Source organism: Clostridium sp. 1001271st1 H5, assembly GCF_005845215.1.
Lineage (GTDB): Bacteria > Bacillota > Clostridia > Lachnospirales > Lachnospiraceae > Enterocloster.
On sequence record NZ_SPHO01000014.1, the window covers coordinates 1 to 26,565 of the forward strand.

Annotated in this window: 18 protein-coding genes; 1 reads left to right on the forward strand and 17 read right to left on the reverse strand. The window is 48.8% G+C overall.

Annotated features, from left to right (window positions below; translation table 11 throughout):
* Nucleotides 1–94: 94 nt before the first annotated feature.
* The 10 genes from FGS84_RS19805 to FGS84_RS19850 form a co-directional block, all read right to left on the reverse strand.
* On the reverse strand, nt 95–2,215 hold the full coding sequence (locus FGS84_RS19805) for a hybrid sensor histidine kinase/response regulator (RefSeq protein WP_138310126.1): 2,121 nt from the start codon (nt 2,213–2,215) through the stop codon (nt 95–97).
* A complete protein-coding gene (locus FGS84_RS19810) occupies nt 2,212–3,549 on the reverse strand; it encodes an extracellular solute-binding protein (protein ID WP_138310127.1) in 1,338 nt (445 codons plus the stop codon). The genes FGS84_RS19805 and FGS84_RS19810 overlap by 4 nt, the downstream gene beginning before the upstream one ends.
* 167 nt (nt 3,550–3,716) lie before the next feature.
* Nucleotides 3,717–5,954, reverse strand: coding sequence for an EAL domain-containing protein (locus FGS84_RS19815; protein ID WP_138310128.1), 2,238 nt, complete (start codon nt 5,952–5,954; stop codon nt 3,717–3,719).
* A 32-nt stretch (nt 5,955–5,986) separates the two neighbouring features.
* Nucleotides 5,987–7,114 carry a cobalamin-dependent protein gene (locus FGS84_RS19820; RefSeq protein ID WP_138310129.1) on the reverse strand — a complete coding sequence of 376 codons (1,128 nt, stop codon included), beginning with the start codon at nt 7,112–7,114 and terminating at the stop codon, nt 5,987–5,989.
* Nucleotides 7,115–7,401: 287 nt separating this feature from the next.
* Entirely contained in the window at nt 7,402–7,602 is a 201-nt protein-coding gene (locus tag FGS84_RS19825; RefSeq protein ID WP_171042680.1) for a response regulator, read from the reverse strand.
* Nucleotides 7,603–7,768: 166 nt separating this feature from the next.
* Complete coding sequence (locus FGS84_RS19830; protein ID WP_138310131.1) at nt 7,769–11,995, reverse strand: PAS domain-containing hybrid sensor histidine kinase/response regulator; 4,227 nt, start codon at nt 11,993–11,995, stop codon at nt 7,769–7,771.
* A 311-nt stretch (nt 11,996–12,306) separates the two neighbouring features.
* The gene (locus tag FGS84_RS19835; RefSeq protein ID WP_138310132.1) at nt 12,307–13,035 is read right to left on the reverse strand and encodes a flavodoxin; all 729 of its coding nucleotides are present in this window, start codon (nt 13,033–13,035) and stop codon (nt 12,307–12,309) included.
* A gap of 243 nt (nt 13,036–13,278) precedes the next feature.
* Nucleotides 13,279–14,094, reverse strand: a complete 816-nt coding sequence (locus FGS84_RS19840; RefSeq protein ID WP_138310133.1) for a GDSL-type esterase/lipase family protein — start codon at nt 14,092–14,094, stop codon at nt 13,279–13,281.
* Between the two features lie 14 nt (nt 14,095–14,108).
* Nucleotides 14,109–15,542: an MBOAT family O-acyltransferase gene (locus tag FGS84_RS19845; RefSeq protein ID WP_138310134.1), complete on the reverse strand. Its 1,434-nt coding sequence runs from the start codon at nt 15,540–15,542 to the stop codon at nt 14,109–14,111.
* A 207-nt stretch (nt 15,543–15,749) separates the two neighbouring features.
* A complete protein-coding gene (locus FGS84_RS19850) occupies nt 15,750–18,515 on the reverse strand; it encodes a transporter substrate-binding domain-containing protein (protein WP_171042681.1) in 2,766 nt (921 codons plus the stop codon).
* 311 nt (nt 18,516–18,826) lie between these two features.
* On the opposite strand from FGS84_RS19850, the gene FGS84_RS19855 reads away from it, so the two are divergent.
* Nucleotides 18,827–19,756: a diguanylate cyclase gene (locus FGS84_RS19855; RefSeq protein ID WP_138310136.1), complete on the forward strand. Its 930-nt coding sequence runs from the start codon at nt 18,827–18,829 to the stop codon at nt 19,754–19,756.
* A gap of 231 nt (nt 19,757–19,987) precedes the next feature.
* Here the strand turns inward: FGS84_RS19855 and tnpA are convergent, their stop codons facing one another.
* From tnpA to FGS84_RS19890, 7 genes are all read right to left on the reverse strand, one after another.
* Nucleotides 19,988–20,461, reverse strand: a complete 474-nt coding sequence (gene tnpA, locus FGS84_RS19860) for an IS200/IS605 family transposase (RefSeq protein ID WP_048931400.1) — start codon at nt 20,459–20,461, stop codon at nt 19,988–19,990.
* A gap of 203 nt (nt 20,462–20,664) precedes the next feature.
* Nucleotides 20,665–20,847: a 50S ribosomal protein L32 gene (gene rpmF, locus FGS84_RS19865; protein WP_002564324.1), complete on the reverse strand. Its 183-nt coding sequence runs from the start codon at nt 20,845–20,847 to the stop codon at nt 20,665–20,667.
* A 3-nt stretch (nt 20,848–20,850) separates the two neighbouring features.
* A complete protein-coding gene (locus FGS84_RS19870; RefSeq protein WP_138310137.1) occupies nt 20,851–21,378 on the reverse strand; it encodes a DUF177 domain-containing protein in 528 nt (175 codons plus the stop codon).
* A gap of 56 nt (nt 21,379–21,434) precedes the next feature.
* The gene (locus tag FGS84_RS19875; RefSeq protein WP_243130025.1) at nt 21,435–22,451 is read right to left on the reverse strand and encodes a response regulator; all 1,017 of its coding nucleotides are present in this window, start codon (nt 22,449–22,451) and stop codon (nt 21,435–21,437) included.
* Nucleotides 22,452–22,465: 14 nt separating this feature from the next.
* Nucleotides 22,466–23,797 (reverse strand): PocR ligand-binding domain-containing protein, encoded by a 1,332-nt coding sequence (locus FGS84_RS19880; protein ID WP_138310139.1) that lies wholly within the window; start codon nt 23,795–23,797, stop codon nt 22,466–22,468.
* Nucleotides 23,798–23,975: 178 nt separating this feature from the next.
* Nucleotides 23,976–25,091 (reverse strand): 1-propanol dehydrogenase PduQ, encoded by a 1,116-nt coding sequence (locus FGS84_RS19885; RefSeq protein ID WP_138310140.1) that lies wholly within the window; start codon nt 25,089–25,091, stop codon nt 23,976–23,978.
* A 47-nt stretch (nt 25,092–25,138) separates the two neighbouring features.
* Nucleotides 25,139–26,554 (reverse strand): aldehyde dehydrogenase family protein, encoded by a 1,416-nt coding sequence (locus FGS84_RS19890; RefSeq protein ID WP_138310141.1) that lies wholly within the window; start codon nt 26,552–26,554, stop codon nt 25,139–25,141.
* Nucleotides 26,555–26,565: the final 11 nt, after the last annotated feature.

The window sequence follows — 26,565 nt, forward strand, 5'->3', positions numbered from 1 at the left end:
TAGACATAGCCACAAAATACGCTATTTCTTAAATTTTAAATTTCGTCACTTTGCCAATACTGATTTATGATACCTCTGAACAGTAACTCCTATCTCACTGGTTTATATCCATGGGCGCTGTCCCGAGATATGTTTTAAGTATTTCGTACATATTTGCCAGTTCAATAGGCTTGGCCAGAAATGCATCAAAGCCCTCGTCAAAGAACATCCTGCGGGCATCCACCGTTGCATTGGCTGTCAGAACCACAATCGGAATGTGCCTGTACTTTTCCGCCTCTAATTTTTTAATCCGCTTCATAGATTCAACTCCATCCATACCGGGCATCATGTGGTCCATGAAAATCAAATCAAAATCCTGTTCCTGAATAAGGCGGATGGCCTCTTTCCCTGACTCTGCGCATACTGTTTCTGCACCAAAGGAATTCAGAAGAAGGGATGCAACCTCCAGGTTTATCCTGTTATCATCCACCACCAGTACCTTTCCGCTGTTTAAAGTCCGGAACCCGGACGGAGCTGAAGCTGCGGACTCACTGTACAAGGTTTCCCCGGACTCATTGCCGTCTCTATGTACCGGAACCTGGAGCAGCGTCACGGTGAATACAGAGCCCTTCCCGTATTCACTTTCCACCTGGATATTTCCTCCCATCATCTGACTTAAGGATTTTGAAATGGCCAGACCCAGACCAGTGCCCTCCTTGTTGTGGTTTTGGTAGGCATCCAGCTGGCTGAAGCTGACAAACAACTTTGATACATCCTGTTTTTTGATGCCGATGCCGGTGTCTGCAATCCTGATTCTGAGATAAAATTTTCCGTTTTCCTCCAAACATCCGGCGCTTAAGGTAATCTGACCCTGTTCAGTAAATTTGACGGCATTTCCAATCAGGTTCAGCAGAATCTGCTTAATGCGGTCCCGGTCGCCCACCAGACGGCACGGCAGTGCTTCGTCGATATCCGCTACAAAGTCCACCGGCTTATTGCCGATACGGGTTTCGGCCATGACCGCAAGCTCCTTTATCAGCTCCCGGATATCATATTCATCTGCCAAGATTTCAAACAGCCCCGACTCAATTTTAGACATGTCCAGGATGTCATTGATAATGGTAATCAGGCCGTGCCCGGAGTTCCGGATTCCCTGAACATACCGCTTCTGGACATCTGTTAAGTCGCTTTGGAGCAGCAGCTCGCTCATTCCGATGATAACATTCATCGGCGTTCGGATTTCGTGACTCACATTTGCCATAAATTCCGATTTGAGTCTGGAACGCTGACGCTGGTTCTGGGAATTCACCCAGGAAATGCCCGATGCAGCCAGAAGGAACATAAATACAACAATAAACACAATACACAGGGTTACAAGTTCCTTTGTAAGGACTGCGGTCTTCTGTGTAATGACTTTCCCGGACACAATGGTGAGAACCGTCCAGGAATCAAATCCCATAGGTGCATAATAGGCATATTGGGATGTTCCCAGCTGGCTGTATGAAAAAATGCCCGATTCGCCGGCGGCAATGCTTTCCATAATCTCCGCCTTGCTTTTCCCGTCTTCCAGCTGCACATTGTCCAGAACCTTATAAAAATTGTTGTAATCCATGCTCTTGTTATGGAGAAGAAGGCTGCCCTTTTCGTCAATGATATAGGAATACCCTTCCCCGCCAAAACTTTCAATATCCAGAGCTTCTTTTAACCGCGATGTTTCCAGCAAAGCAACCAAAGCGCCGATTGGTTTTCCATCCTTGTTTTTGATGGGGGCTGCCATGATGATTCCGGATACCGCACGGTCGGACAAAATACGCCGGACATGACCGGACATTGAGAATCTTCCTTCCATGGCCTCCTGATAGCAGGCCTCCCGGGAAATATCTGTATTCTGGGAAGGCTCTGTGGAGTGAAGCATACCGTCTTCCCAGGCATAACCCACATAGGCAAAACCGTGGCGGGATGCAACATTGTTCAGATAAATCAGCCTGTTTTCATCCCGGATAGCATAGGTTGCCAGCGCCGCTGTTTCAAGGGCATCCTGCGTATCGGTCACAATGGATTGGACATAGGCGGTGATATGGTCGGATATTTCCTCCAGACGCGCCTGGTTTTCCTCCTTCAGCGTCTGATTGAATTTTTTGATATAGGAGGCTGTGCACAGGATAAAACCCGCCAACATAACTGCGAAGAACAGAGCTGCCAGAACCACATACCATTTCTTATGCAAGTCTTTCATTGGGAAATCCCTCCTGAACCGTCTGCCGTCAGCTGGTTCAGGCGGCTGTCTCTCAGCATATCCATCTGTTTAAGGCATTCTTCTGCAGTCCATTTGTTATCCGGTTTCATATATTCCTGAATGACCGCTGCATCCATCTGGGAAAATCCCCTGATTCTCAGCCAGGCAGTGGATGACCTGTAGTTCCGTTCAATCAAGCGTTCCGCTTCCTGATATTGAGGGGTTGATATGCTGTTTATCTGGTTTTTGAATACAGGGGCAGTATAAATTCCTTCAAAGGCAGCGTTATAATTATAGGGGTCTGACAAAAAGGTAATGAAATTCAAGGCACTCTCAAGGCTCCTGCTGTTTTTATTTACAAGGAAAAGGCCAAGATTCGGCCCCTCATAGGTACCTTCTTCCGGTACGCCCACAAAAGCAGGCATAAGGCCAAACTCATCCGGATTCCCTTTGTAATCCGTATAAAGCCAGGTGTCCCAGCACAGCATCATGGCATATTGTCCGCTGCTCATTGCAGACTCCATGCCGGACCAGTCACCGGTAAGATAGGACTCTCCCATATATCCTTTATGGGCCATTGTCCTGTACCATGAGACAATCTGCTTCATCTGCGGGATATCGCTGTAGGAAAGGCTTCCGTCATTCAGTCCATTAAGGATATCTGTATCCTCTACAATGGAATCCAGCGGAAACTGGTACAAAAACATGGATGGCTCCCTGCCCGGTATATAGAGCGGGGTGATTCCATGTTCTGAGAGAACGGCGCACAGTTCCATAAACCCCTCCTGGGTTTTGGGGATTTCCAAATGGTATTGCTTAAAAATGGTCTTATTATATAGGGTGCCTGAAATGGAAGCTTCCCAATGGGGAATGCCGATAATTCTGCCATTATAAACAGCCTGGTTAATGGAGGTATCAGTCAGGTCATCCACCCATGGGGCATCGGTAAAATCATAAAGGTTCTCATCGGGGTGATAAGCGTCAATATTGGTTCCCCCATAGCTGAGAATGACATCCGGCTCCTCTTCCAGCCCCTGGAAGCCCCTGGACATCCGCTGTTCAAACTCCTCACGGTCCACCTGGATAAGTTCCAGCTGATTGCCTGTAAGGGTTTCATAGCGTTTGAATGCCCTGTCAAGATAGGTTCTCTCCAAATCAGGATAAATGCCCAGAATCCTGAGGGGTTCGGGATACTCCTTCTGCCATTGGTACTGGGGACCTGAAAAAGCCTCAGCAGCCGGATTAACGCCGGAATCTGGCCTCCGGTTCCCACATCCTGTAATCAATGTGACGCCAATGAAAATGAGTGTAAGAAAAAATCCCCGTTTCTCCATCTTCCTGCTCCCTGCTTCCCTATTCTTTTTTAATAAAATATCAGGTCCCTGTTCACATAGGAACTAATGTCAGTATACCATAGCCATGTCAGCTCCGCAATCATTTAGGCATCACTGCCCTTTATTATGAGGCTTCCGTCACTGGAACAGGATGTGAGCCGCCGGTTTCAAGCTTTCCACAGACGGCATCCGCCCCGGCTTTCCCGCTTCACCTGGTACAATGCCTGGTCCGCCTTTTCAATTACTTCCTGAATCGGTTCCCTCAGATTCCAGATGGCGATTCCCGCCGAGCAGGCCGACGGTACCTCCTGGAACACCCAGTCCTCCTGGATGGCCCGGCAGATTTCCTCTCCCTTCTTAACTGCATCCTCCTCTGTCCTCATACATTTCATCACAACAACAAATTCATCGCCTCCATAGCGGGCCGCCACATCTGTTTCCCGGGTATGGGCGCGCAGAATTTCTCCAAACCGGCAGATTGCCTCGTCTCCTTTGCTGTGCCCATAGGTATCGTTGATTTTCTTAAGTCCGTCCAAATCAAAGAAAAATACTGCGCATGGCCCTTCTTCCATACGCACCATCTCCATTGCCATCATAAAACCTCTGCGGTTGAGAAGGTCCGTCATGTAATCCCTGTACGCTTCTTTCTGAAGGTCCAGCTCTCTTCTGCGGCATATTTCATCGGCAGCCAGCAGTATTTTCCTGTCATCATTGGGACAGGAAAATACCGCCGGTTCCAGGACCGACCGGCATAAAAGAGTCTCAAATTCCTCACAGGGCATGGGCCTGGCAAAGTAGTATCCCTGGACATAATCGCAGCCAAACTGGCGGAGCCGTTCAAGCTGTTCTTTTGTCTCCACGCCTTCCGCTACCACATTTAAGTTCATGGAGCGAGCCAGTCCCATGATGAACCGAAGGATACCCTGGTGAACTGGTTTGGCTGTCTCATTCTGGATGAATTTCATGTCCAGCTTCAAAACATCCAGGGGCATCTGGTTAATCATGTTCAGGGATGAATACCCGCTGCCGAAATCATCCATTTCAATTACAAACCCCAGTTTGCGAAGGTGTGTTACCGTATCAATGATTTGTTTTGGATTTTCCGTATAAGCGCTTTCTGTAATTTCCAGATGAAGCCTTGACGGTGTAAGGCTGTATTTTTCCACCAGGCTCATCAGTACATCTGCAAGCTCCGCGTTATAGATATCAGCCCGGGACACATTCACTGATACAGACAGCTGAGGATATCCCTTCCGGTCCCATTCATGCAGCACGGCGCAGGTCCGGTCCCACACAAACTGGTCCAGCTTTGTAATAAAGCCATTTTGCTCAAATATGGGGATGAACTGGCCAGGGGACTGAATGCCTAATTTAGGGTGGTTCCATCGTATCAGTGCCTCGGCTCCGGAAAGTGCATTGTCCCTGATTCTGTACTTGGGCTGCAGGTAAATCTTAAACTGCCCTTTTGCCAGGGCGGACTCCATGCTGTCTGTGATTGCCTGCTCAAGCAGAAGCCTGCTCCGCAGCTGGTTCCCGTAATAGGCGTAATATTTTCCATACTGGCCTTTGATGCTTTGGGCCGCCAACAGGGCCCAATCGCACATCTGCTCCACGGAAAGGCTTCTGTCCACCTTGGAATAAATGCCCCATTTCATCACAATATTTTTCACATTGGATAATTCATTGATTTTCCTTACTGCCTCCCTAAACCATTCCTCCCTGTACCGTGACTGGTGTTCAATCAGGCAGACAAATTTGTCCGAAGTCAGCCGTCCGCAGATTCCCCTTTCGCCTACCTGGTTTATGTACATATCAGCTATACCGCGGAGAATCTGGTCCCCTGCCGGAACACCGAAGATATCATTCACCAATTTAAAATTCTCAATATCGGAACAGATAATATCGTATTCCCGGTCTGGTCTTTGCTCTAAAAACGGCTTGACCCGCTGATAAAAAAATTCTTTGCTGAACAGCCCGGTGAGCCGGTCATACTGCAGGAGATTGACCATGGAGGCTGTTTCACGCAGATTGATAATATTGGCTATCCTGTGAAGGATTACCTCTGCTTTATAAGGTTTGGTGACAAAATCCGTTGCTCCCCTGGAAAGTGCCGTAACCTCGTCGGACTCACTGTCGCTCTGGGTTGTGACAATCACGGGGACGGATGCGTATGCGGGGTCTTCTTTTATGATGGAGAGAAAGGTATATCCGTCCATAACCGGCATGACCAAATCCAGGAGAATCAGGGAAATTTCCTCCCCATACTGTTTTAGTATGCGAAGGGCTTCCTGTCCGTTCTCAGCTTCCAGCACTTCATAAATTGAGACGGATGTCACTATTTCACACAGGAGCATACGATTCATTTTGTTATCTTCTACCACCAGAATCTTCTTTTTAGAAATCATTTTTTACCTCTTTGCTGTTTGCCTTAAAGTAATTATATCGTTTCATCCGCCCATGTCACAAGTTCCTTGGCATCTTTTGTGTAGATATCAACATCCCAGTTTTTCCATATATCCGTATGTTCAAACGCCAGACCGCCCACCGCAATTCTCACCTGCGGACATGTTTTCCGCAGCTGTTCCACGGCAGACCTGCACAGCGGCAGATGCTGGGGCATGGTGACGGATAAGGCAGCCAGGACCGGCTGATGCTCCTTGATGGCGTTTTCAACCGACTCTACCGGAACAGCAGCGCCCAGGTAAATACTGTCCCAGCCATTGTATTCAAACATATCCGCCACCATGCGCGCGCCTATCTCATGGAGCTCACTGCCAATACATGCCACCAGTACCTTTTTGCCCTTCCGCTGCTGGTTGAAAATCAGCGGGTAAAGCTGGGACAGGGACAACTGGGTAATCGAGGTACAGTAATGCTCCATATCCACAGAAATCCGGTGGCTGTGCCACAAATCGCCTACCCTTCTCATTGCTTCGGCCACAATATCCACGCAAATGTCGCTCAGAGGAATACCGAGATTTACATATTCTGTTATAAGAGCCATGGAGCCTTTCATATCGGACCGGAGCATGGAGGATAAATATTGTGTTATCTCCTGTTCATATGTTCCGCCCCGGTTTGTTTCCGCCCCCTTCGCTCCAGGCTCCTTTGTTCCATCCCCCCGGCATCCCTCCTCCCGGTATCCGTCCTCCTTTTCATGGTGGCCGCCATGTTCATATTCCTCGGCCGTGACGCGGACAGCACAGTCCAGAAGGCGGTGAAGCTTGGGCCGTTTCTCTTCTTCCATGACTGCCTCCATGGAGCTGCGTATGAGCTCATAATGGTCCGTCATGATATCCTTCACCCTTTCCCTGGTGCAGTAGGGCATCAGCGGAACGAGAAGCTGGTAGAGCCATCTTGCGTACCGTTCAAAGATTCCTTCATCCTCCAGCTCCATGGCAGTATAAAGAAAGTCCACATTATACTGTACATCCTGATACATTTTCTGCCTGGCACGGCCGTCCAGTTCCTCTTGCAAACAGGCGTCCTGCGAGAGCTGCCGGTTAAATATTTCATTTGTCAATCTCTGAAACTCCGGATTCTGCTTCATTAATAATAACCCCATAAATCCTCCGTTCTTTCGTTGAAATCGTATGATGTGCCACTGCCGTTCTCCTGCGGGACATCAGCCATCAGAGTTACAGTGACGGAGCAGATGGAAGGCAGTCATTCTAACTCTGCCCATATATATTATACAAATTTTACCATAAGAAAGGCCCGGGCGCAAGCGTCCGGGCCAAACTTATGTCTTTTCCTAATCTGAAAGTTAGCGGAAACTGCCAGACTGAATGCAGGCCGGTTATCAGGCAGGAAAGAGGGAGCAATCCCTCTGACCTGACCCACAGCGTCCTGTTAACATATATATTCCAGTATAGTCTGAATGAGCTTACCGACATCCACTGGTTTGGAAAGATGGGCATTCATTCCGGCTGCCCGGCTTTTTTCCCGGTCCTCGGTAAAGGCATTGGCCGTCATGGCGATGATGGGTATTGTTCCTGCTTTTTCACAGTCCAGCTTTCTGATGCTGCGGGCCGCCTCCTGTCCATTGGGCACAATTTCACATTCTGCTCCCGCTATGCGCAGAAGCTCTGAAAGGATTTCAGCATTCAGCTCATTGTCTTCAGCCGCCAGGATACGGATTCCCTGTAATGGCAGGCTTCGGACCTCTGTTTTCTCGCCCTGTCTTCCGGCACCACATAATCATTTGCATATTTGATAACTAATCTGCCAGCGCTGTTTTCAGCGTTTCCCGCAGTATTCCTATGTCAATGGGTTTTGCTATATGGGCGTCCATACCGGCCTCCATGGCTGCATGGATGTCCTCTGCAAAAGCATTGGCGGTCATGGCAATGATGGGGATTGTACCTGCGTCCGCCCTGGCGGCTGCGCCGGATTCAGCGGCTGCGTATGTTCCCGCACCGGCACGCACGGCTTCAGCATCCGAACCAGCTCCCCCACGGATAGCCCGGGCAGCCTGGTAGCCGTCCATTTCCGGCATTTGTATATCCATCAGAATGGCATCATAGGTTCCCGGCTCCGCGGCAAAAAAGGCCTGTACAGTCAAGGCGCCGTTTTCTTTTACTTCTGATTCCGCCCCATACATCCGAAGGATTTCACATAAAATCTCAGCATTTATCTCATTGTCCTCAGCCACCAGAAACCGTTTTCCTGCAAAGGGCTGTCCTGACGGTTCCTCAGGCTTCCTGATTTCAGCTGCCTCAGGAGCCGCGGCAATCTTCCCCTCCAGTTCCACTATAAAGGTGGAGCCCTTTTCCAGCTCACTCTGAACGGATATGGTTCCTCCCATGAGGTCCACCAGTCCCTTGACAATGCTAAGGCCCAGTCCTGAGCCTTCCACCCGGGACACCGCCCTGCTGCGCGTAAATGGCTCAAACAGATGTGCCAGGGTTTCCTCCGACATTCCAATCCCTGTATCGCTGACCGTAAAACGGTAGCGCACCCACTGTTTTCCCTTTACGGAGGGAATCTCTTCAACGGAAAAATGTACTGAACCGCCTTTCGGCGTAAACTTTACCGCATTTCCCAGTATATTAATCAAAATCTGGCTGGTGCGCAGCGCGTCCCCGCAGCAGCAGGGGTTCCGCATCCCGCTGATTCGGGCTTCATACTGCAGTCCGGCCGCCTCCGCCTGGGGCGCAATAATCTCCGTGGCCTGGGCAGCCAGATCCGGCAGACAGATTCGTTCCCGGTTCAGCTGGATTTTGGCCTGTTCAATCCGGCTCATATCCAGGATGTCATTAATCAGACTCAGCAGATGTCTGGAAGACATGGCTATCTTTTGCAGACAGCTTTGTACCCGGATGGAATCACCAATATTGGCATTTGCCAGCGTTGTCATTCCCATAATGGCATTCATGGGCGTACGGATATCATGGCTCATTGCGGACAAAAAGTCGCTTTTTGCACGGCTGGCCTCCCGTGACAGCGCCAATGCCCGTTCCAGTTCTGTTTTTGCCGCCCGTTCAGCGGCCAGCATATCCGTCACATCGGAACGCACCAGACAAACTGTCTTATGGTTCTGGTCACCCCATAATACATTGACCTGCTTGTACCGCAGTCCTTCCCCTGACCAATAGGGCAGGACAAAATCATACCCATCCGGCCTTTCCTCCAGTTCCCTGCGCAGGGTTTCCAGGCGGAACTGCTGCTTCACCGTTTCACGGTCCGCTGCTTTCTCATAATAGCCAGCCAGATTGTCCAATACCTCATTATAGTTACCTGCTGTATGAGGCGGCAGGTTTTCCAGGACCATCTGCCTGGTATACATGACAAGACCGCCTGTGGAGACATCAATAAAACCGGCCAGCTCACAGGTATAGGCAATGACCCGAAGCAGCCGCTGCTGTTCCCGGATGGATTCCGTAATATCTGTTCTGGACAGGCAGACCCGTCCCAACCGCAAATCAACCGGAGAAACCGTCATGTTTTTCGTCCTGATTTCCCCGTCATCATCAATAAGGGAAAAGGCAAATGTATAGGCCCCGCCCTGTTCCAGACGCTGGGACATGCATCCCAGGCTCAGGCCGTTCCAGTATTGCTCCCGGTCCCTGGGAACCACCCTGTTCTTCATCATATAGTCCATCCACCGGGAGTGAGGCCCCTGCCGCGGGGGGACAAAGCGGGCATTGGCGTCCAGGGACAGAATTTTATATGTATCCCGCTTCAAATCCAAATCCGCCGCAAAATCATAGCCGGTAACCGAAAGCTGATGGAGAATCCGGTCTGCTACTGTCTGCTCCGTAATATCCGTTACGGTTAATATTCCTGTAACATCGCCGCTGTCCGGCGTGGAAACCATGTGCATCTCAAACAGCACATACCGGCCGATGTCCTCGCCGGGCAGCTGTATATAGAATTCATGCTTTTGTTCTGTTTCTCCCCGTTTAAAAGCGGCAAGAGCCGGCTCACGCATGTAGATATCCTTAAAAGCCTGCCGCTGGTCCCCGTCCTCAATCAGGGTTGAAAGACCGGTAAAAAACTCTTCACGGACAGACCCGAAGGTTTTCCGGAGTTCCATACCCGTGCGGTCAATGATTTCTATTATATTATCCTGGGTGATGTTGCAGTGGCCAAGCACCAGGGCGTTGGGGTCAGGCCGCTGGTAATGTTGCAGTATCAGGTCATTGTACTGCTGACGGACATGAGCCCGTTCCTCGCGCTCCTTTGTCATATCGCTGTACACAGAATAAATTTTCCGGACGCCATCCTCGTACCGGATAAGAGACAGGGTATTCTTGACCCATACATATTCCCCGGAACCGTTCAGAAGCCTGTACTCAATCTCCCAGCGGTTCTTACCGCTTGCAAGGTATTCCGCCAGCTGCGACAGCGCGTGTTCCCGGTCATCCGGATGAACGCCCGTCAATGCGTCTTTCTGATAGAGCTTCCAGGCTTCTTCCAGAGTCATTCCGGTGGTTGCTGCCAGTCCCTCTGAAATATACTCAGGGACCAGGCTGCCATCCTTTTCATAGCGCACCACAGCCACCCCGCCGGGCAGATTTTTTAACATGTTCTGAAAATACTGTTCCAGGCGGTCCCGTTCCCTGCGGGTCCTGACCTCATCTGTGGCATCCCGGATATATTTCACATAGGCCGGTATGCCATTCCAGTCGATTTCACGAAAATGGGTGGTGAAAACACGGCCAGAGTCGTCTGCCATCATTTCATGTTCTTTCCCATCCGGCTTATGGCTTTTCAGGGTGCAGAAACCGCAGGGTTCACTTTTTCCATGCAGGACGGAATAACATGCCTGTCCCAGACAGGAACGGCCTTTGGAAAACAAATCCCCGGACTCGTTTAGGTAGAGCAGCTCATAATTTTCTTTTCCAATCACATAGATGCCGTCCGCCGTATCATTGGCCATGTTCTGGAACAGACGCGCTTCCTCGGACATCCCCGTGAACACGGCATAAAATCTTGCTGTTTCAGTCAACGGGCCCATGCGGCGGCCTCTGACATGTATCCAGATTAGGGTTCCGTTCTTATGATACATCCGATAGGAAATATCCAGAACTTCCCCGCTGCGCAGAGCGGTTTTCACAGCCTCCCTGACCCGCTCCCGGTCCAGCTCATAGACAGTGTTGAGCGTGTTGTCCGCCACCAGGGCATTAAGCTCTTCCTTGCTGTGACCTGACAGGGCCGGAACCCCGTCTGAATAAAAGACCGGAACCAGCTGCTGGCCTTCCAGCCGGTAGCTGGCAATGCCTCCGGGAATGGAATTCAAAAGCTGTTCCATTTCAAACTGGGCGTCCTTTATGTCAGAAATATTGTGGAACACACAGTGAAGAAGCGGACAGCCATTCTCCTCCCCCATCCACTTGGCCTGGGCGCGGACCCATACAACATGGCCGTCACGGTGCTTTTTGCGGAATTCCAGCATGGCCGTTCCACGGCTTTCTATCACCTCGTTTGCTTTGGCTTTCACTATCCCGATATCTTCCTCATAAATTAAATTGGCTGCGTCCTGTCCTGCCAGTCTGCGGTACTCTTTTGCCGAATAACCGGACAGGGCCGAAACCCCGTCTGAGAAATATACAGTCTCAAAAACATCCGTGACACGATAAATGGCAATGCCTCCGGGAATGGAGTTAATAATGTTCTGGGTTTTCTCGCTGGCGGAAACCATATCCGTAATATCTGAGATATACTGGATATGTGCCGGTTCACCGCCCCAGTCAATCCGCTGGACGTTGAACCGGTAGATGCGATGGTTCACCGGATGCCGGTACTCCCCTGCCATGGATTCTGGGCCTGCGGGGAAAAAGCCGTTTTCGCCTTCCTCCAAGTCCTTTAAAAATACATCCTTTGCCAGGCGGTTCGCATATAAAAGCCGGTTGTCTCCGGCTGAACTGACTAAAACTGCCATGGGCGCAAGGTCCAGCGCCTCTTTCATCTGCGCCCCGGACGCGGAAATTGCCTGATTCATGCTGCACGCCTCCTTTCATTTCCGTTTTCGGCCGTCTGCGGCCTTTGCCTCATTCTGTTATGTTCACGGTGTTATTGACAAGGATACATGAGGACGAATTCTCTGTCTATATTTGTTTATTATAACATCTGCGGCAATAACAGACAATGATTCCATTAAAAAGCAGTCTGAAAATCAACTCTGTCTATATTTGTATTCATTGTCCGGAGACTATAGGAAACAGGGCAGAATATGCAGAAAATCCTGAGGAACCAAATTATTCAGGTTCCTCAGGATTATATATTATTCTGGCTTGAATTTCTATTCCGGGATTACATAGGCCCCATTTCATCAGAGGAATTGCGGGCCATATCCAGTCCAAGGCCCTCTACCCATGCCATAATTTCCTCCTGGGAGCTCCCGCCCTGGAATCTCTGCCCTGGCAGCCACTGGGCCTTATCTGTCAATTCCTCCAGGTTTGATGCGCTGGACCCTATGCCGCTGCTGCCGGAGGTGCAGAAAGGAACGATTGTCTTTTCAGAAAAATCATAGCTCTCCATAAAGGTGCTTACAATTTTAGGAGCCTCACCCCACCAGATTGGATAACCAATGAACACAATATCGTACTGCTCCATGTTATCCACTGCGCCGGATATAGCCGGACGCGAGGACGGGTCGTTCATCTCAATCGTGCTGCGGCTGTTATCGCTGCCGTAGTCTAAATCCGCATCTGAATAAGGTTCTTCCGGAACTATTTCATATAAATCAGCACCCAGTCCGCTGGCTATATGTTCTGCCACGCCTTTTGTGGTATTTGTGGCGGAAAAATAAGCAACCAGGATATTACTGTCATTTCCGGTATCATCATTCCCGCTTGCCTCTGTGACGTCTGGGTTGTCCGCGGCGCTGTCCGGTGTATCTGTCCCAGCCTCCCCACCGGCCTTAGCTGATATATTTCCCGCAGTGTCGGCAGCTGTACGTTCCGGTCTGCTGCTCCCGGTGCAGGCTGCCAGAGATAAGGCCATTGAGAGCGTAAGCAAAAGGGCCGTGATTTTTTTCATATTCTCTTGTCCTCCGTTTCTATCTGTGTTTAAATTAATATGGGCATAAAGAAATATAAACCATCTCCTTACACCCATATTATAATTTACAGCGTTGCTAATGTCTAATGCTTAGATTCACTGCCTGCATCATGCTTTTAGGGCATGGCGCCTGCCGGACCTTCCCACCTTCCCACCTTCCCAGGAACCGCCTTTCATCAACCCATGCCGCAAAGTATCCTCCATCCCTCTGCTCATCAGGGACTATGATTCCGCTGAATTGGTCCGAAGCCAATCCGCCCATACGGAATAGTATTTCCCCAGAATATGGGCGCCGTCAGTGGAGTAAGCAGCGGACAAATTTCCATTCCCGTCGTCAAAAATGGGGTTGACATCCAAATAGAGACAGCCGGTGTCCTCTGCTATTTTCCGGATGGCATTGTTCAGTTCATCGATTCTCTGGTTGTTATAAATACTGCTCCTGGCAGCTTTTTCCCCGGTGACATGTAAATTGGCCTCCAATATCAGGATTGCCCCAGGCTGTTTTCCACGAATCCAGTCCACCATATCCCGGTATTGGGTGACAATGCTTTGAATGTCATATCCCAGCTCATTGATGCCCAGCATGAGATAAATGGTTTTGAAATCTCCTGACGATAAAACCTGGTCCAGATTCTGCCTGTCTCCATTTTTAAGTGAAACCCGGGTATTCAGAAGGTTAAATACCGACATGCCGGAATTGGCAAACACCTCTGCCCGGCCTAAATTCCCATACTCATAAAGCCCCACTGTCCGCGAATCACCGATAAACAGGGCCTCTGAAAAATCGGTTTCTATACTGATTCCATCGGTTTCCAGGGCGGTTGTTTCCCGGTCTGCTGTTTCCGTGACTGATATTTCCCGGGCTGCTGTTTCCGTGACTGCGGTTTCCCGGACTGCCATCCGCAGGTCCGGCCCTGAATCTGTCCTGTCTGCTGCCTGGCTCACGGAAATGCTGCCATGTCTGTCCGGTGACAGATTTGCGGTTGCCATGACGACGATGCTGCATGTCAAAAAAATGCTGTACCAATATCTTCTCATCTCTACACCTCTGCCTAAAATCTGAAATACAGAAATGGGTCATCCATCCCCATATGCATACAGTACACGCACAGCCAAAAGACAGCCAGAAGCCCAGCCGCCGTAACCATGGAATATCTGAACCGGGCATAAAACCTCATGGGGATGCCGGTCATAAACAGCAGTCCGGCTGCCAGGGAGAATGCATAGAGTCTTCCGTACTTCATATAATCGCCGCTGAAATAGAAACATTGTTCCTGATGAAACGGGAACAGATTTTGCAAAAAAGGAAACAGTCTCTGGACATACAGTGCAGTCTGCTTCATATCCGTGACTGCAAACACAAGCCAGGTCAGCGGAATCATGCACAGCATGTAGAGATGGCCAATCACCTTCCACCGTTCCAATATCCTGAGAAGGCCCAGCCGCTCCACAGATATAATTAAGAACAATAAAAGGCCCCAGACAATAAAATTCCAGCTTGCCCCGTGCCAGAATCCGGTCAGAATCCAGACCGCAAACAGATTCCGGAAGGTGAGAAAGGTTCCGCACCGGTTGCCGCCCAACGGAATGTAAACATATTCACGGAACCAGCTGCCCAGAGTCATATGCCATCTCCGCCAGAATTCCGTCATGGACAGGGACATATAGGGTTGATGAAAGTTATCCGGAAGCTGAAAGCCCATCAGAGAGCCCAGCCCCTTAGCCATGAGGGAATACCCGCAGAAGTCAAAATAAATCTGAAGACTGAAAGCCGCCAGACCAAGCCAGGCCATGGGTGTGGAAATACTGTCATAGCCGATTGCCTGAACCTCGTTCCACAGTCCGCCAATCCGGTTGGCCAAAAGTACCTTGAATCCCAGTCCGATTGTGAAATCCCGCAGACCGTCCTCAATGGACTGAAACGTAATCCGCCGGAATCCAATCTGACGCCGGACAGAGGAATAGGTGACGATAGGACCTGCAATCAGCTGCGGAAACATGCTGATATACATGCCGAACCCCACCAGGGAGCGTTCGTAAGGAACTGTTTTCCGGTACACGTCCGCCAGATAAGAAATGGCCTGGAATGTATAAAAACTAATTCCCACAGGCAGTACCGGCGCAATGACCGGCAGCTCCGCGGGAATCCGGGCCAAACTCAACATCAGGTTCAGGTTCTGAACCAGAAAACCGCAGTATTTAAAAAGAATCAGCCAAAAAAGATTATATATGACTCCGTAAATCAGCCACCGTCTCCGGAATCTGCCGATTCTGCGTCTCCCAATCAATATCCCAATCCGGTAGTTCACCAAAATGGACAGAATCAGGAGGACAAAATAAAATGGGGTGTCTCTGACCCCATAAAAGTAAAAACCCAGACTGCCCATAAGCAGCCACAGATTCTTCCCTTTGCCCGGAATGATATAGTAAATAAACAGAAACGCCGGAAGAAACCGGAAGATAAATTCCAAACTGCTGAAAACCATTTTCCCACCCTCTCTTTTGTACACACTCATATCTTTAGACTCATTTAAGCGGTCAAAAGTTGCAGGACAATTGTTTTTATATGGCAGGGCAGTCCTGAAGGCATGGATTTAAAATGGAGTGCCTGCAAATTCCCACTGCAGACACTCCATTTATTATCATATGAATCAGTTTATTCCGCTCAGGCGGCTTTGCGGATTGTGCCGCTCCTATCCCAGGAACTTCCTCAGCACCCGGTTCAGTTCCCCCATCTCAAGGGGCTTTGCCAGATAGTCGTCAATCCCTGCATTGGCAGCCTTCCTTCTGTCCTCTGCAAAGGCATTGGCTGTCATGGCTGTAATAGGAATAGTCACTCCCATACTTCGTATTTGACGGGACGCTTCATACCCGTCCATTCGCGGCATCATAATATCCATGAAAATCAAATCATAGGTTTCAGGAGATGCCTTTTCCAAAATTTCCACGGCTTCCAGGCCGTCAGAAGCATAATCAACAGCAAGCCCGGTATGTGCCAATATAGTCCCCGCAATCTCCCGGTTGATTTCATTATCCTCCACCAGCAGGACCCGCCGGTTTTCATAATGAAGCTCCTGGTCTGTCCGGGACTCATCGTTCCTGCTGCTGGTGTCAATCTCAAGACAAAAGGATACCGTAAATTCCGTTCCCTGGCCCAGCTGGCTTTCCACATGAATCTCTCCGCCAATCATATCCACGATATGCTTCACAATGGACAGTCCCAGTCCAGTGCCTTCCAGCTTGCTGTCCGTACTGCTGTGTTCACGTTCAAACGGCTCGAACAGGTGCTGCTGGAATTCCTTGCTCATGCCTCTTCCATTGTCGCTGACCTTCAGCTGATACGCAGCCTGGTTTTCCTGACTGCATTCCTGTTCAGTCACCCTGACTCGGACCCATCCCCCGGGCCTTGTGAATTTGATTGAATTATTAATCAGATTCATGACAATACGGTTTAGATGGTACATATCCCCAATCACATTGTCATGACGGATTCCGGACATATCCATCTCAAATGACAGGGATTTATCCCTGGCCTGCTGTTCCATCATGCTGCCCATCTCCTGCAGCATTTCCGATATCCGGAATGCATCTTCCTTTTGCGTGAATTTTCCTTCCTCAATGGCACTCATATCCAGCACATCATTGATAATGGAGAGCAGATGAATGGATGATTTCTTGATTTGGCGGACACATTTGCGCATCTGGTCCAGGTTATCCTCCTCCATCTCAGCTATGGTGGCCATGCCGATAATTGCATTCATGGGGGTTCGGATATCGTGAGAAACATTGGCCAGAAAATCCGTTTTGGCCTGGTTTGCAATTTCTGCTTCATTCAGGGCTATCCTGATTCTGTGGTGATACCTTCTCTGAATAAAGGTGGCCGTACACAGGATTCCAAATACAGCCAAAAAGAAAAACATGCCCACAACCAAAAAGGGATATTCATAAAATAAGCGTATCAGACTGAAAGGCCGTTCCCCCAGTTCCGTATTTCTCCGAACCACACTTTCTGTATAGTACTCATCCAGACTATTCACACCCTTATTTAAGATGGTAAGCAGACATGAATCCAAATCATTTCTGACTCCGAGGCAGAAACGTTCGTAGTGAGGCGTAAGAACCGTTGCCAGTTCATTGTGCACATCGTCGTACACATACCGCTCCGCCTGATACGTATAAGTATAATATCCGTCCGCCGCCCCGGTCCGCACCGCATCCAGGCAGTCCTGGGCAGAATCATAATAACAGACCCGGGCATCTCCTATCAGACCAGATAAAGCTGTGGTTGACGCTGAGCCGGGACCAATGGCTGCTACCCGTTCCATTTTACCGTTAAACTGTTTGCGGATGACCCATGAAAAATCCGTGGTCAGATAGCTGTCCGTAATTTCCATGCCCATGGATTCTGCCTTTGAAAAATCATCGTGGACATCTATGCATATATCCGCCCGGCGGGTATTCAGCAGCTCTACATACTCCGTCCTGCTGGCTGTTTCCATGATTTCGTACCGGATGCCTCCCCTTCCTGCTATTTCGGCAAACAAGTCCGGCATGATTCCTCTGGCCTCTCCCTTCTCAAACCAGGAATATGGATAACGGTCCGGATTTACTGCAACACGGAACACCCGGTCCCCCTCACTGTCCAGAAAGTCCTGCTCATCCGCAGTCAGATGAAGCTGTCCTCCCATATCCCTCTGGTAATACTTACTGTAGAGCCGCTCCCTCCACTTAGGAGAATCCGCATCCAGCTTCATGACAGCGTCGTTTACCATGGCCAGCCGCTTTTCATCTCCTTTTTTCACCATCACATAAAAGGGAACGTCCTCAAATGTCTCTATAATCCATTCCTCTTTTAATGACCTGAGGTCGCTGGTCAGTGCGCTGTCCACAGTGCCGTCGTGAAGCGCCTTTATCAGCTCTGAATCAGATGGAAAATACTGGGTGACATAACCGAATCCATGGTCCCTGGCAAAATCCGCAAAACGCTGGTTTCTGATATTGTCAGATACCATTCCCACGCACATCCCGTTGTAGGTAGGATAGTTTCCTGCTGCTATTTTGTTGTTCCCGGCCCTGACCGTCAGGATGGTATTACTGGTTCCTATATCACGCTCGGAAAAATCAAACCTCTCCATACGGTCCGGCGTCTTTTCGGCCGAGGTAAGGATATCCAGCTCTCCGGACTCCAGCATTTCCAGCATTTCACTCCAGGTTTTTTCATAACCTGCATATTCGTATGTAACATACTCATAACGGGCCAGCAGCTGTAAAACCTCATAACCATAGCCCTTCCTGTTTCCCTGGGCGTCCATCTCATGATATCCCTCATGTTCAAAGAAGCCCACCCGAAGCCTGTCTGGTTTTCCGCTTTCCTGCCCGTAAGATACCATGTCCATGGCCAGCAATATAAATGCTGTACACAAAAAAACAGTCATCCGGATGCTGGATTTTTCTCTCATTCGCCCTCCTATATACCATGAATTCCTGTACATTTCTGAAAATAGTATAACATATCACTGGTAATAATAAAAATGTTATTTTATATTATCCGGATTCGCTGTCTCAGGACCCGTTGCTTTAAAGCTGGCTGCGTTTGCCATTTTACCCTCCGGCAGCTTTTCATTACAGAACATATCCTAAAAAGTAACGGCTTATTCCAATGTTCCCTGTTCCATACCAAAAATATTGAAATAAATATATTTTCATGATAAACTGATAAATAATCTTTGTTGCCCGATGGATGCAAAATGAAGGAAAAAGAGGAAATTAGATGGTAAATGCAGCTACAGCCATGGAAGCAGTACATCAGCTGATTCGCGCATATGAGGCATTGGATATAGAAGGGGTACTCCGTCTTCTGACAAAGGATGTTGTCTGGATTGGCACCGGATGGCACGAACATTGCTTTGGGAAGGCTGAGGTCCTGCCTCTGCTGAAGGATGATTTCCTTGGCAATCCAACGCCTTATTCAGTAAAAATCCTGGACATACGTGAAACAATGCTGAAGCCGGACGTGTCCTCCATCTTTGCGCTTATGAGCTTTTCCAGAGGCAGTGAACTGAGCCTGTCTGTTGAATCACGCTGCACCTATGTATGTGTTGAAACAGAGGATGGATATAAAATCTCCTCCTGGCACTGCTCCGTGGGCACTGCTCTGCTGGACAAGGATGAGTATTTTCCTGTTAAATTCGCTAACAACATTATGCAGAAGGCCAGAGAGGACACCCTGACCCATCTGATGAACCGGGCCAGTTTTGAAGAGCTTGCTTCCAGTTATCTCCTGACCCGTTCCGACTCCATGGCCTGCATACTGATTGACCTGGATAATTTTAAATATGTCAATGACCAGTACGGCCATAGCTGCGGCGACAGCGTCCTGAAACTGGCAGCCGCACAGCTGCTCCAATCCTTTGGGGACACTGCCTCCATTGCCAGGCTGGGAGGGGATGAATTTGTGGTGCTGGTTCCCTCCGTGGAAAAGGAGGAGGACGTAATCCAATGCGTGACCGGTTTCCTTTCCCGCTTTTCCCAGCCCATAACCCTGAACACCCAGCTCTACACACCTTCTGCCAGCATCGGGGTATTCTTCCGGCAGGAAGGACAGCAGATACGCTACAAACAATGCTATGAAAAAGCGGATGCCGCCATGTATCAGGCAAAAAAAGACGGGAAAAACACATGGAAAATCCTGAGGAACTGAATATTTTATACAAAAGGCTTTTAGTCAAGACCACCGGCTTAGCCGGTGGCTTGCTCTGCCCCTATAAGGGGCTGTTACCTGCTTACGCCCGGAAGGCGCACTGAAAAGTCTGCCTGCTGCACCACATTCTCAGCTGCCCTTAAAAGGGCATGTTCAGTGCTTCCTTACTCCGGCTTTGCCCCAATAGGGGCTTACTGGTTTGCTTTGACTTCCTACTGACTCTTAAGAGTCCTACTTCTTGTTTTTCTTCACCGGCTCGCCCGTAAACGGGTCTATGTACTCTACTAACGACATCTGGTCATATTCCAAGTCCTCTTTTATCTGATTTTGGATGTATGCCTTTATTGCCGCCGTATTCTTTCCTACTGTGTCCACATAATATCCACGGCACCAAAAATGACGGTTTCCGTACTTATACTTTAGATTCGCATGCTTCTCGAATATCATGAGCGAACTTTTTCCCTTGAGATAACCCACCACCTCTGATACTGAATATTTGGGTGGAATGCTTACCAGCATATGAATATGATCTGGCATACATTGTGCCTCGATTATCTCAATCCCTTTTCTTCGACATAATGTCCCAAGGATTTGTCCTACATCTGCCTTGATATCTTTATAGATTACCTGTCTACGATATTTTGGTGCAAAAACCAGATGATACTTGCAATCCCATTTTGTATGCGCTAAACTATTATTGTCCATTTTGGACCTCCTGTGCTTTTTTATTTGTGGTTTGCAGACCTACATCTAGTTTAGCACAGGAGTTGCTTTTATCTGAAGATATCCCCTCCACCTGCAGAGCAGGTGGTTTATTTTTACTGTGACACAATGTAAAAGACCTCCGGGGTTTTCACCCCGAAGGTCTTAATTCTACTACATTTTTACGACGCAAAGATTATGAAAAATTAATCTTCAACGCTTACGATTTCTCTCTTGTTGTAAGAACCGCAAGCCTTGCAAACTCTATGAGGCATCATCAGGGCACCGCACTTGCTGCACTTTACCAGATTTGGAGCGCTCATCTTCCAGTTTGCTCTACGGCTGTCTCTTCTAGCTTTAGAAGATTTATTCTTTGGACAGATAGACATGGTTTACACCTCCTTCGACTGTTTAAAAATATCCTGGATAACTGACATCCTTGGGTCAAGTGGCCTATTATCGCAGTCACAAGTCTCATGGTTGAGATTTGTGCCACATCTATCACAGATTCCCTTACAGTCTTCACTGCAGAGAACCGCCATAGGCAGGTTCAAGGTTAACTCATTACCAACCAGCTGGTCGATATCCAGTTTATAACCATTTACGTAGGGCTGCTCGTCCAATTCTTCCACCCGTTCTTCATCACTCTGGTTCATGTCCAGTTCCTGGTCAATCTCCAGATGGAAAGGAACTCTTACAGGGTCAAGACATCTGGCGCATGGCATAATCAGAACCAAATCAACGGTTCCGGCTATGGTCAGCTTCTTATCTCCTTTGTTTGTTATCACGAATGATAACGGTCCCTTCTCTGCAATGTCGTATACAGCGTCGGCCATCCTGAACTGGTTCATCTCAAGCTCAGGCGTATATGTTTTGGACTTTCCCTCAACAGGAAACAGCTCAGATAAGTTAATTAGCATATTAACCTCCTAATACGCATCTCTTGCATTATACATACCATTGCACATTTTGTCAACTATATTTCCGTTTTTTTTCCAGAAGATTGACGTCGAATTTTGTTCTTATACTGCTTTACCGTCATATTTTCAAACTTTTTGAAAACTTTGCTGAAATAGCTGCTTTCATTGTAGCCCAAACGGAATGCAACCTCTGCAATACTGTCCTCTGTAAAGTAAAAATAGCCCTTGGCCAGATGCAGTTTTCTCATATGAAGATACTCCGTGACACTGACCTTGAACTGCTCCCTGAATATACGGCTCAGATAACCCTGGCTGATTGCGCAGTTCTCAATAATACGGTTGAGGGTGATATCCTCTTTTATATGTTTCTCTATATAAATAAAAATATTCTCCAGCAGCGGATAACGGCCAATGCTGTTTTGCCGGAACAGATAATCCATGACCCTGAAAAGCCAGAGCTCAGATGTCTTTCGGTCCGGAATCAGCACCTCGTTGATTGGAAACAGCTCCGATATGTTCCCGCTGTCGCCGTACATGCTCCTGGTATTTAACAGGTTCTGCCCCAGATAGGTAAACAGTTTAATCAAACGGACGGAATCCTCTCCGGCAATTGCGTAAATCTCATCTATTACGTCGGATATCCCGCCATAAAAATCCCCGAAATCCTTATTCCGAAGATAGGAAGCAAGGGTTTCCAGCTGGTTCTGCACGGAATCCTCATGCTCTGTTTTATAGTTTTCCAGGATTTTCCTCAGGCAGCTGTATGTAATCGGCTTTTCCAGAACATCCTTAATCTGGCTCTGGGCCGCGCTGCGAATCAGGACATTGGCCGCATGGGCGGAAAGGATATATATACTAATCCCGGGATTGGACTGATGAATGATTCTGCTGGCCTCCAGGCCGGTGATTCCCGGCATCTGCATGTCCATGAATACAATATCAATTACATCCTCTTTGCAGGCCCGCACCGCACTCTCGCCGGTGCCTGTCATGGAAACCACTTTGAAAGCACTGTCCTTTGCAATCATCACATTCAACGCTTCGCGCATCAGTATATCATCATCTGCTATCAAAACCCTGTACATGACTACTCAGTCCTTTCTTCATAATGCTCCGGCCACAGTAAGATACTTTTCGAACCCTTGTTTCTGTAATTCTCTGTAATAATGCTGTACTCCTTTCCAAACAGTCTCTTCATCTTCTCCTTTGCGTATTCCATGCCTATTTTAATATAACGGCCTTCATGTTTTTCCTTGTAGGCTTCATACCTGATATCCAATTCAGCTTCCGTCAGTCCCGGTCCTGTATCGCTTATCTCCAGAATCACATTGCCGTTTCGCACATAACCGGACACTGTGATTTCCCCGCCTTCCTTTTTCAGCATCACGCCGTTATAAAAGGCGTTTTGCATAAAGGGCATTAATATATCCGAGGGCATCTTCTGCATATGCAGTTCCTTCGGCACCTGAATGGAATACTTCAGCCTGTCCCCTGTCTTCTTTTTCTGGAATAACAGATACTGCTCCGCATGTTCCAGCTCCCCTGAAATATGGACAAAGGTGCCTTTTTCCGTGTACTTATATTTTATATAGTCAATATAGGAGGTCAGCAGTTCATTTGTCCTGCCGGCTTCTTCTATGATAGTAAGATTGAGCAGCGATGTCAGCATATCCAAAAGCTCATATTGATTGCTCTGCATCTCCAGCTCCAGTACCTGCCTGTTAAGTTGTGTGATTTCCTTGGCATAGCTGTGGTTCAATGCCTGTATCTTTTTAATCCGTTTCTTTAGAATATCTTCCTGAAGGTGCTGGCTGACCTCATTTTCGCTCAGCTGGTTGATTACCAGAAATACCAGGTTTGCTATATCCAGAAATTTTTCATATGAATAGAAGGGAATCTCCTCCAGCAGGGGTCTGTATTCCGCTACTGCCTCGTCTGCCCTGGCGGCATGCATAACGGATGACAGTCTGCTGACAGATTCCGGGGCATCGCTGCATCGTATCTGCCCCCCGATAAAACCGCCCAGATAATGACCGCGGACAATGATTGGAATGGCCACTTCCAATAGTCCGCAGGGGCAAAAGTACACGTTTGTCTTTTGTGTAACCGCTGCCTGGATGGAGCCAAAGGCATCCGAGGATTTACACCGTTCCATTGCCTCCGGGTTATTGCGGACCTTTTCGCAGTAGCGTGAAAAGGAAGTAGCCGATGTAATAGGGTCCCCCTTGAAATCCACTGTGATAAAGGCCAGTCCGGTTGCCTTGGAAAGACTCTCCTGTATTGTCTCCAGCTTCTCTTTTCCGAACAGGTGGATGATATCCAGCTGATTGATACTGTTTTCCTCATTCATGCTGAGATATTCATCCAATGCATCTGGTTCCATCTCATCCACATGCATCATCTTATGATATTCTGCCATCTGATTAATCCCTCTCTCTATGCCTGTAATTGTTATTTTAGCATCTTTTTACCATTTAAACAATCATAATCCGACCAGGGGCAAAGTGGTGTAGCGGCGTATGGAAAAAGGCCGTGCCAGCTCCTTTTGGGCAGCACGGTCTTATGTCCAGCTCGTCATAAGGCATCTTTTCTGTCAATCAATAGATACTTAGTAAGATTTTCTTAATGGCCTCTGTTCCGGCTTCCCTCGGATTTCCTGCAAGGCAGTTGTCCATCAGGGCATTGTCCGTCATGTTCTGCAGCTGTTCTTCGTATGCCTCCCTGCTGATTCCCAGCTCCCTGATTGAGGACGGCATCTCCATGCACCGCATCAGGGCGCGAATCAGCTCCTTGAAGGCACTGACAGCCATTGCCGGCGGCTCATTCATGTCAACCAGCCGGACCTTATATGCAAGGCCTGCATATTTGTTCATGATATCATGGTTCACACTGTTGTAATCAATGACCTTATCCAGCAGCATGGCATTGGCCAGTCCGTGGGGAATATGGAAGGTGCCCCCAAGCTGGTGGGCAATGCTGTGGTTCAGACCCAGACCAGCTGTGTTAAAGGCCATCCCCGCCAATGTGGACGCCTCATGCATAAGGGTTCTGGCCTCCAGGTTCTTCCCGTCCCGGTAGCATTGCAGCAGGGCCTTAATCAGCAGTTCAACCGCTTTTTCCGACAATGCGTCAGAGAACACATTGCTTCCGTTTGCAACATAGGCTTCCAGGGCATGGGTCAGAACATCCATTCCGGTGTTTGCCGTAATGGAAGGCGGTACGGACAGTGTCAGCCTTGGGTCCAGGATTGCCACGTCTGCCAGGATATCATCCGATGATATCAGATGCTTGCTTTTGCTCTCTGAATCTGTTATGACAGCGGCCGAGGTAACCTCTGAGCCGGTTCCGCTGGTGGTGGGAATGGTGATGAATTTCGGCTTGGGAACCAGGTTCCTCACTCCGGCAAAATAAATCATTCCCTTGGCCGTGTCAATGGCGGAACCGCCGCCAAAACCAATGACAATTTCAGGGCGTACCTTACAGATTACGCTGAGCCCCTTTCCCACCACCTCGATGGTGGGGTCCGGTATGGCCTGGTCAAATATATCCACGGTATTGCTGGAATCCAGAGCATCCGTTATGTAGCTGATTGCCCCGCTCTCTGCAAGGAACTTATCACATACCACCAGGATTCTTTTTTTTCGTATTTTCCGCAGATACTCCATTGCATAGCTTCCGCTGCGTATCTTTGTTTTTATATATACATTTGACATTTGCGCTTCTCCTTCACATTCAGTCCATTTACTGCCCCGCTTAGGATTTAACGGATACTAAAGGCATCGGCCATGACACATTTGCGCTTCCTGCAGAAGGACCTGGGGGAGGTAAGTCCCTCTCCGGTAGGTCCGGCAATGGTGAACGTGGTATACCCCTCGCCGCCCACACCGATACCGGCATAGGAAGGGGCATTTTTTACAAAAATAGTGGTTTCCATGATTTTGGCCATCTTGCTGAGCTTTTCCACATTCCTGGAGTGCATCATGGCGGTGTGGCGGTTGCCGTGCTCTGCCTGATGGGCGTACTCAATGGCCGTATCCACATCGGAAACCCGCACCACCGGAAGAATGGGCATCATCATTTCCTCCTGGACCAGCAGATGCTCCCTGGAAACTTCCATGATAATGACTCTGACACCGGCATCCGCCGTAATTCCCAGCTTATCCAGGATATAGCGGGCGCTCTTTCCCACAAAGGATGTCTTGGGACCGCCCTTTTCCGTGGTTACCAGGGTTACCAGCTGTTCCAGCAGGGCCGGGTCCGTGATTTGATACGCGCCGTTTTCCTTCATGTGGTGAATCAGGTAGTCGCAGATGGAATCCACGGCAAACACTTCTTTTTCCGCAATACACGGAACATTATTGTCAAAACTGCATCCATCCACAATATCCCTGGCAGCCTTTGCAATATCAGCGGTCTCATCAACCACAACCGGAGGATTGCCGGCTCCCGCGCCAATGGCCTTTTTGCCGGAGGACAGTACCTTCCTGACAATAGAGGGACCTCCTGTGGCCACCAGCAGGCGGACACTTGGGTTCTCAATCATCTTATTGGTATTTTCTATGGACGGCTCCTCTACCATGGTAATCAGGTTGGCCGGGGCGCCGCACTCTGTCAATGCCTTGTTCAGCAGCTTCACTGTCATCTGTGAAACCTTTTTTGCCCTGGGATGAGGGCTGAATACAACGGTATTCCCTCCGGCAATCATGGAAATGGAATTGTTGATGATTGTCTCGGTGGGATTGGTGGTCGGGGTAATGGCGCCTATAACGCCAAAGGGACAATATTCCACTAAGGTCAGTCCGTTATCACCGGTCATGGCCTCTGTCAGCAAATCCTCCGTACCCGGAGTCTTCTCAGCCGCCAGACGGTTTTTAATCAGTTTATGTTCATAGTCTCCTATCTCTGTCTCTTCCACCGACAGCCTGGATATCATCTCCAGATTCTCCCTCTTAAGAATGGTCTGGCGAATCACATCCACATATTTCTGCCTGTCTGAAATGTTAGAGAATAACAGCTTTTTCTGGGCTTCTTCTGATGCTGCAATCGCCTCGTCCATTGTCCGGAACACGCCGTAAGGCTCCACCCTGGGCCCTTCAAATTTCCGGGGCTGTTCTGCCTTTATCTCTTTTAGAGCCTGCTCAACCAGCTGTTCAATTACTTTTATATCCATATCCAAGCGTATCACAC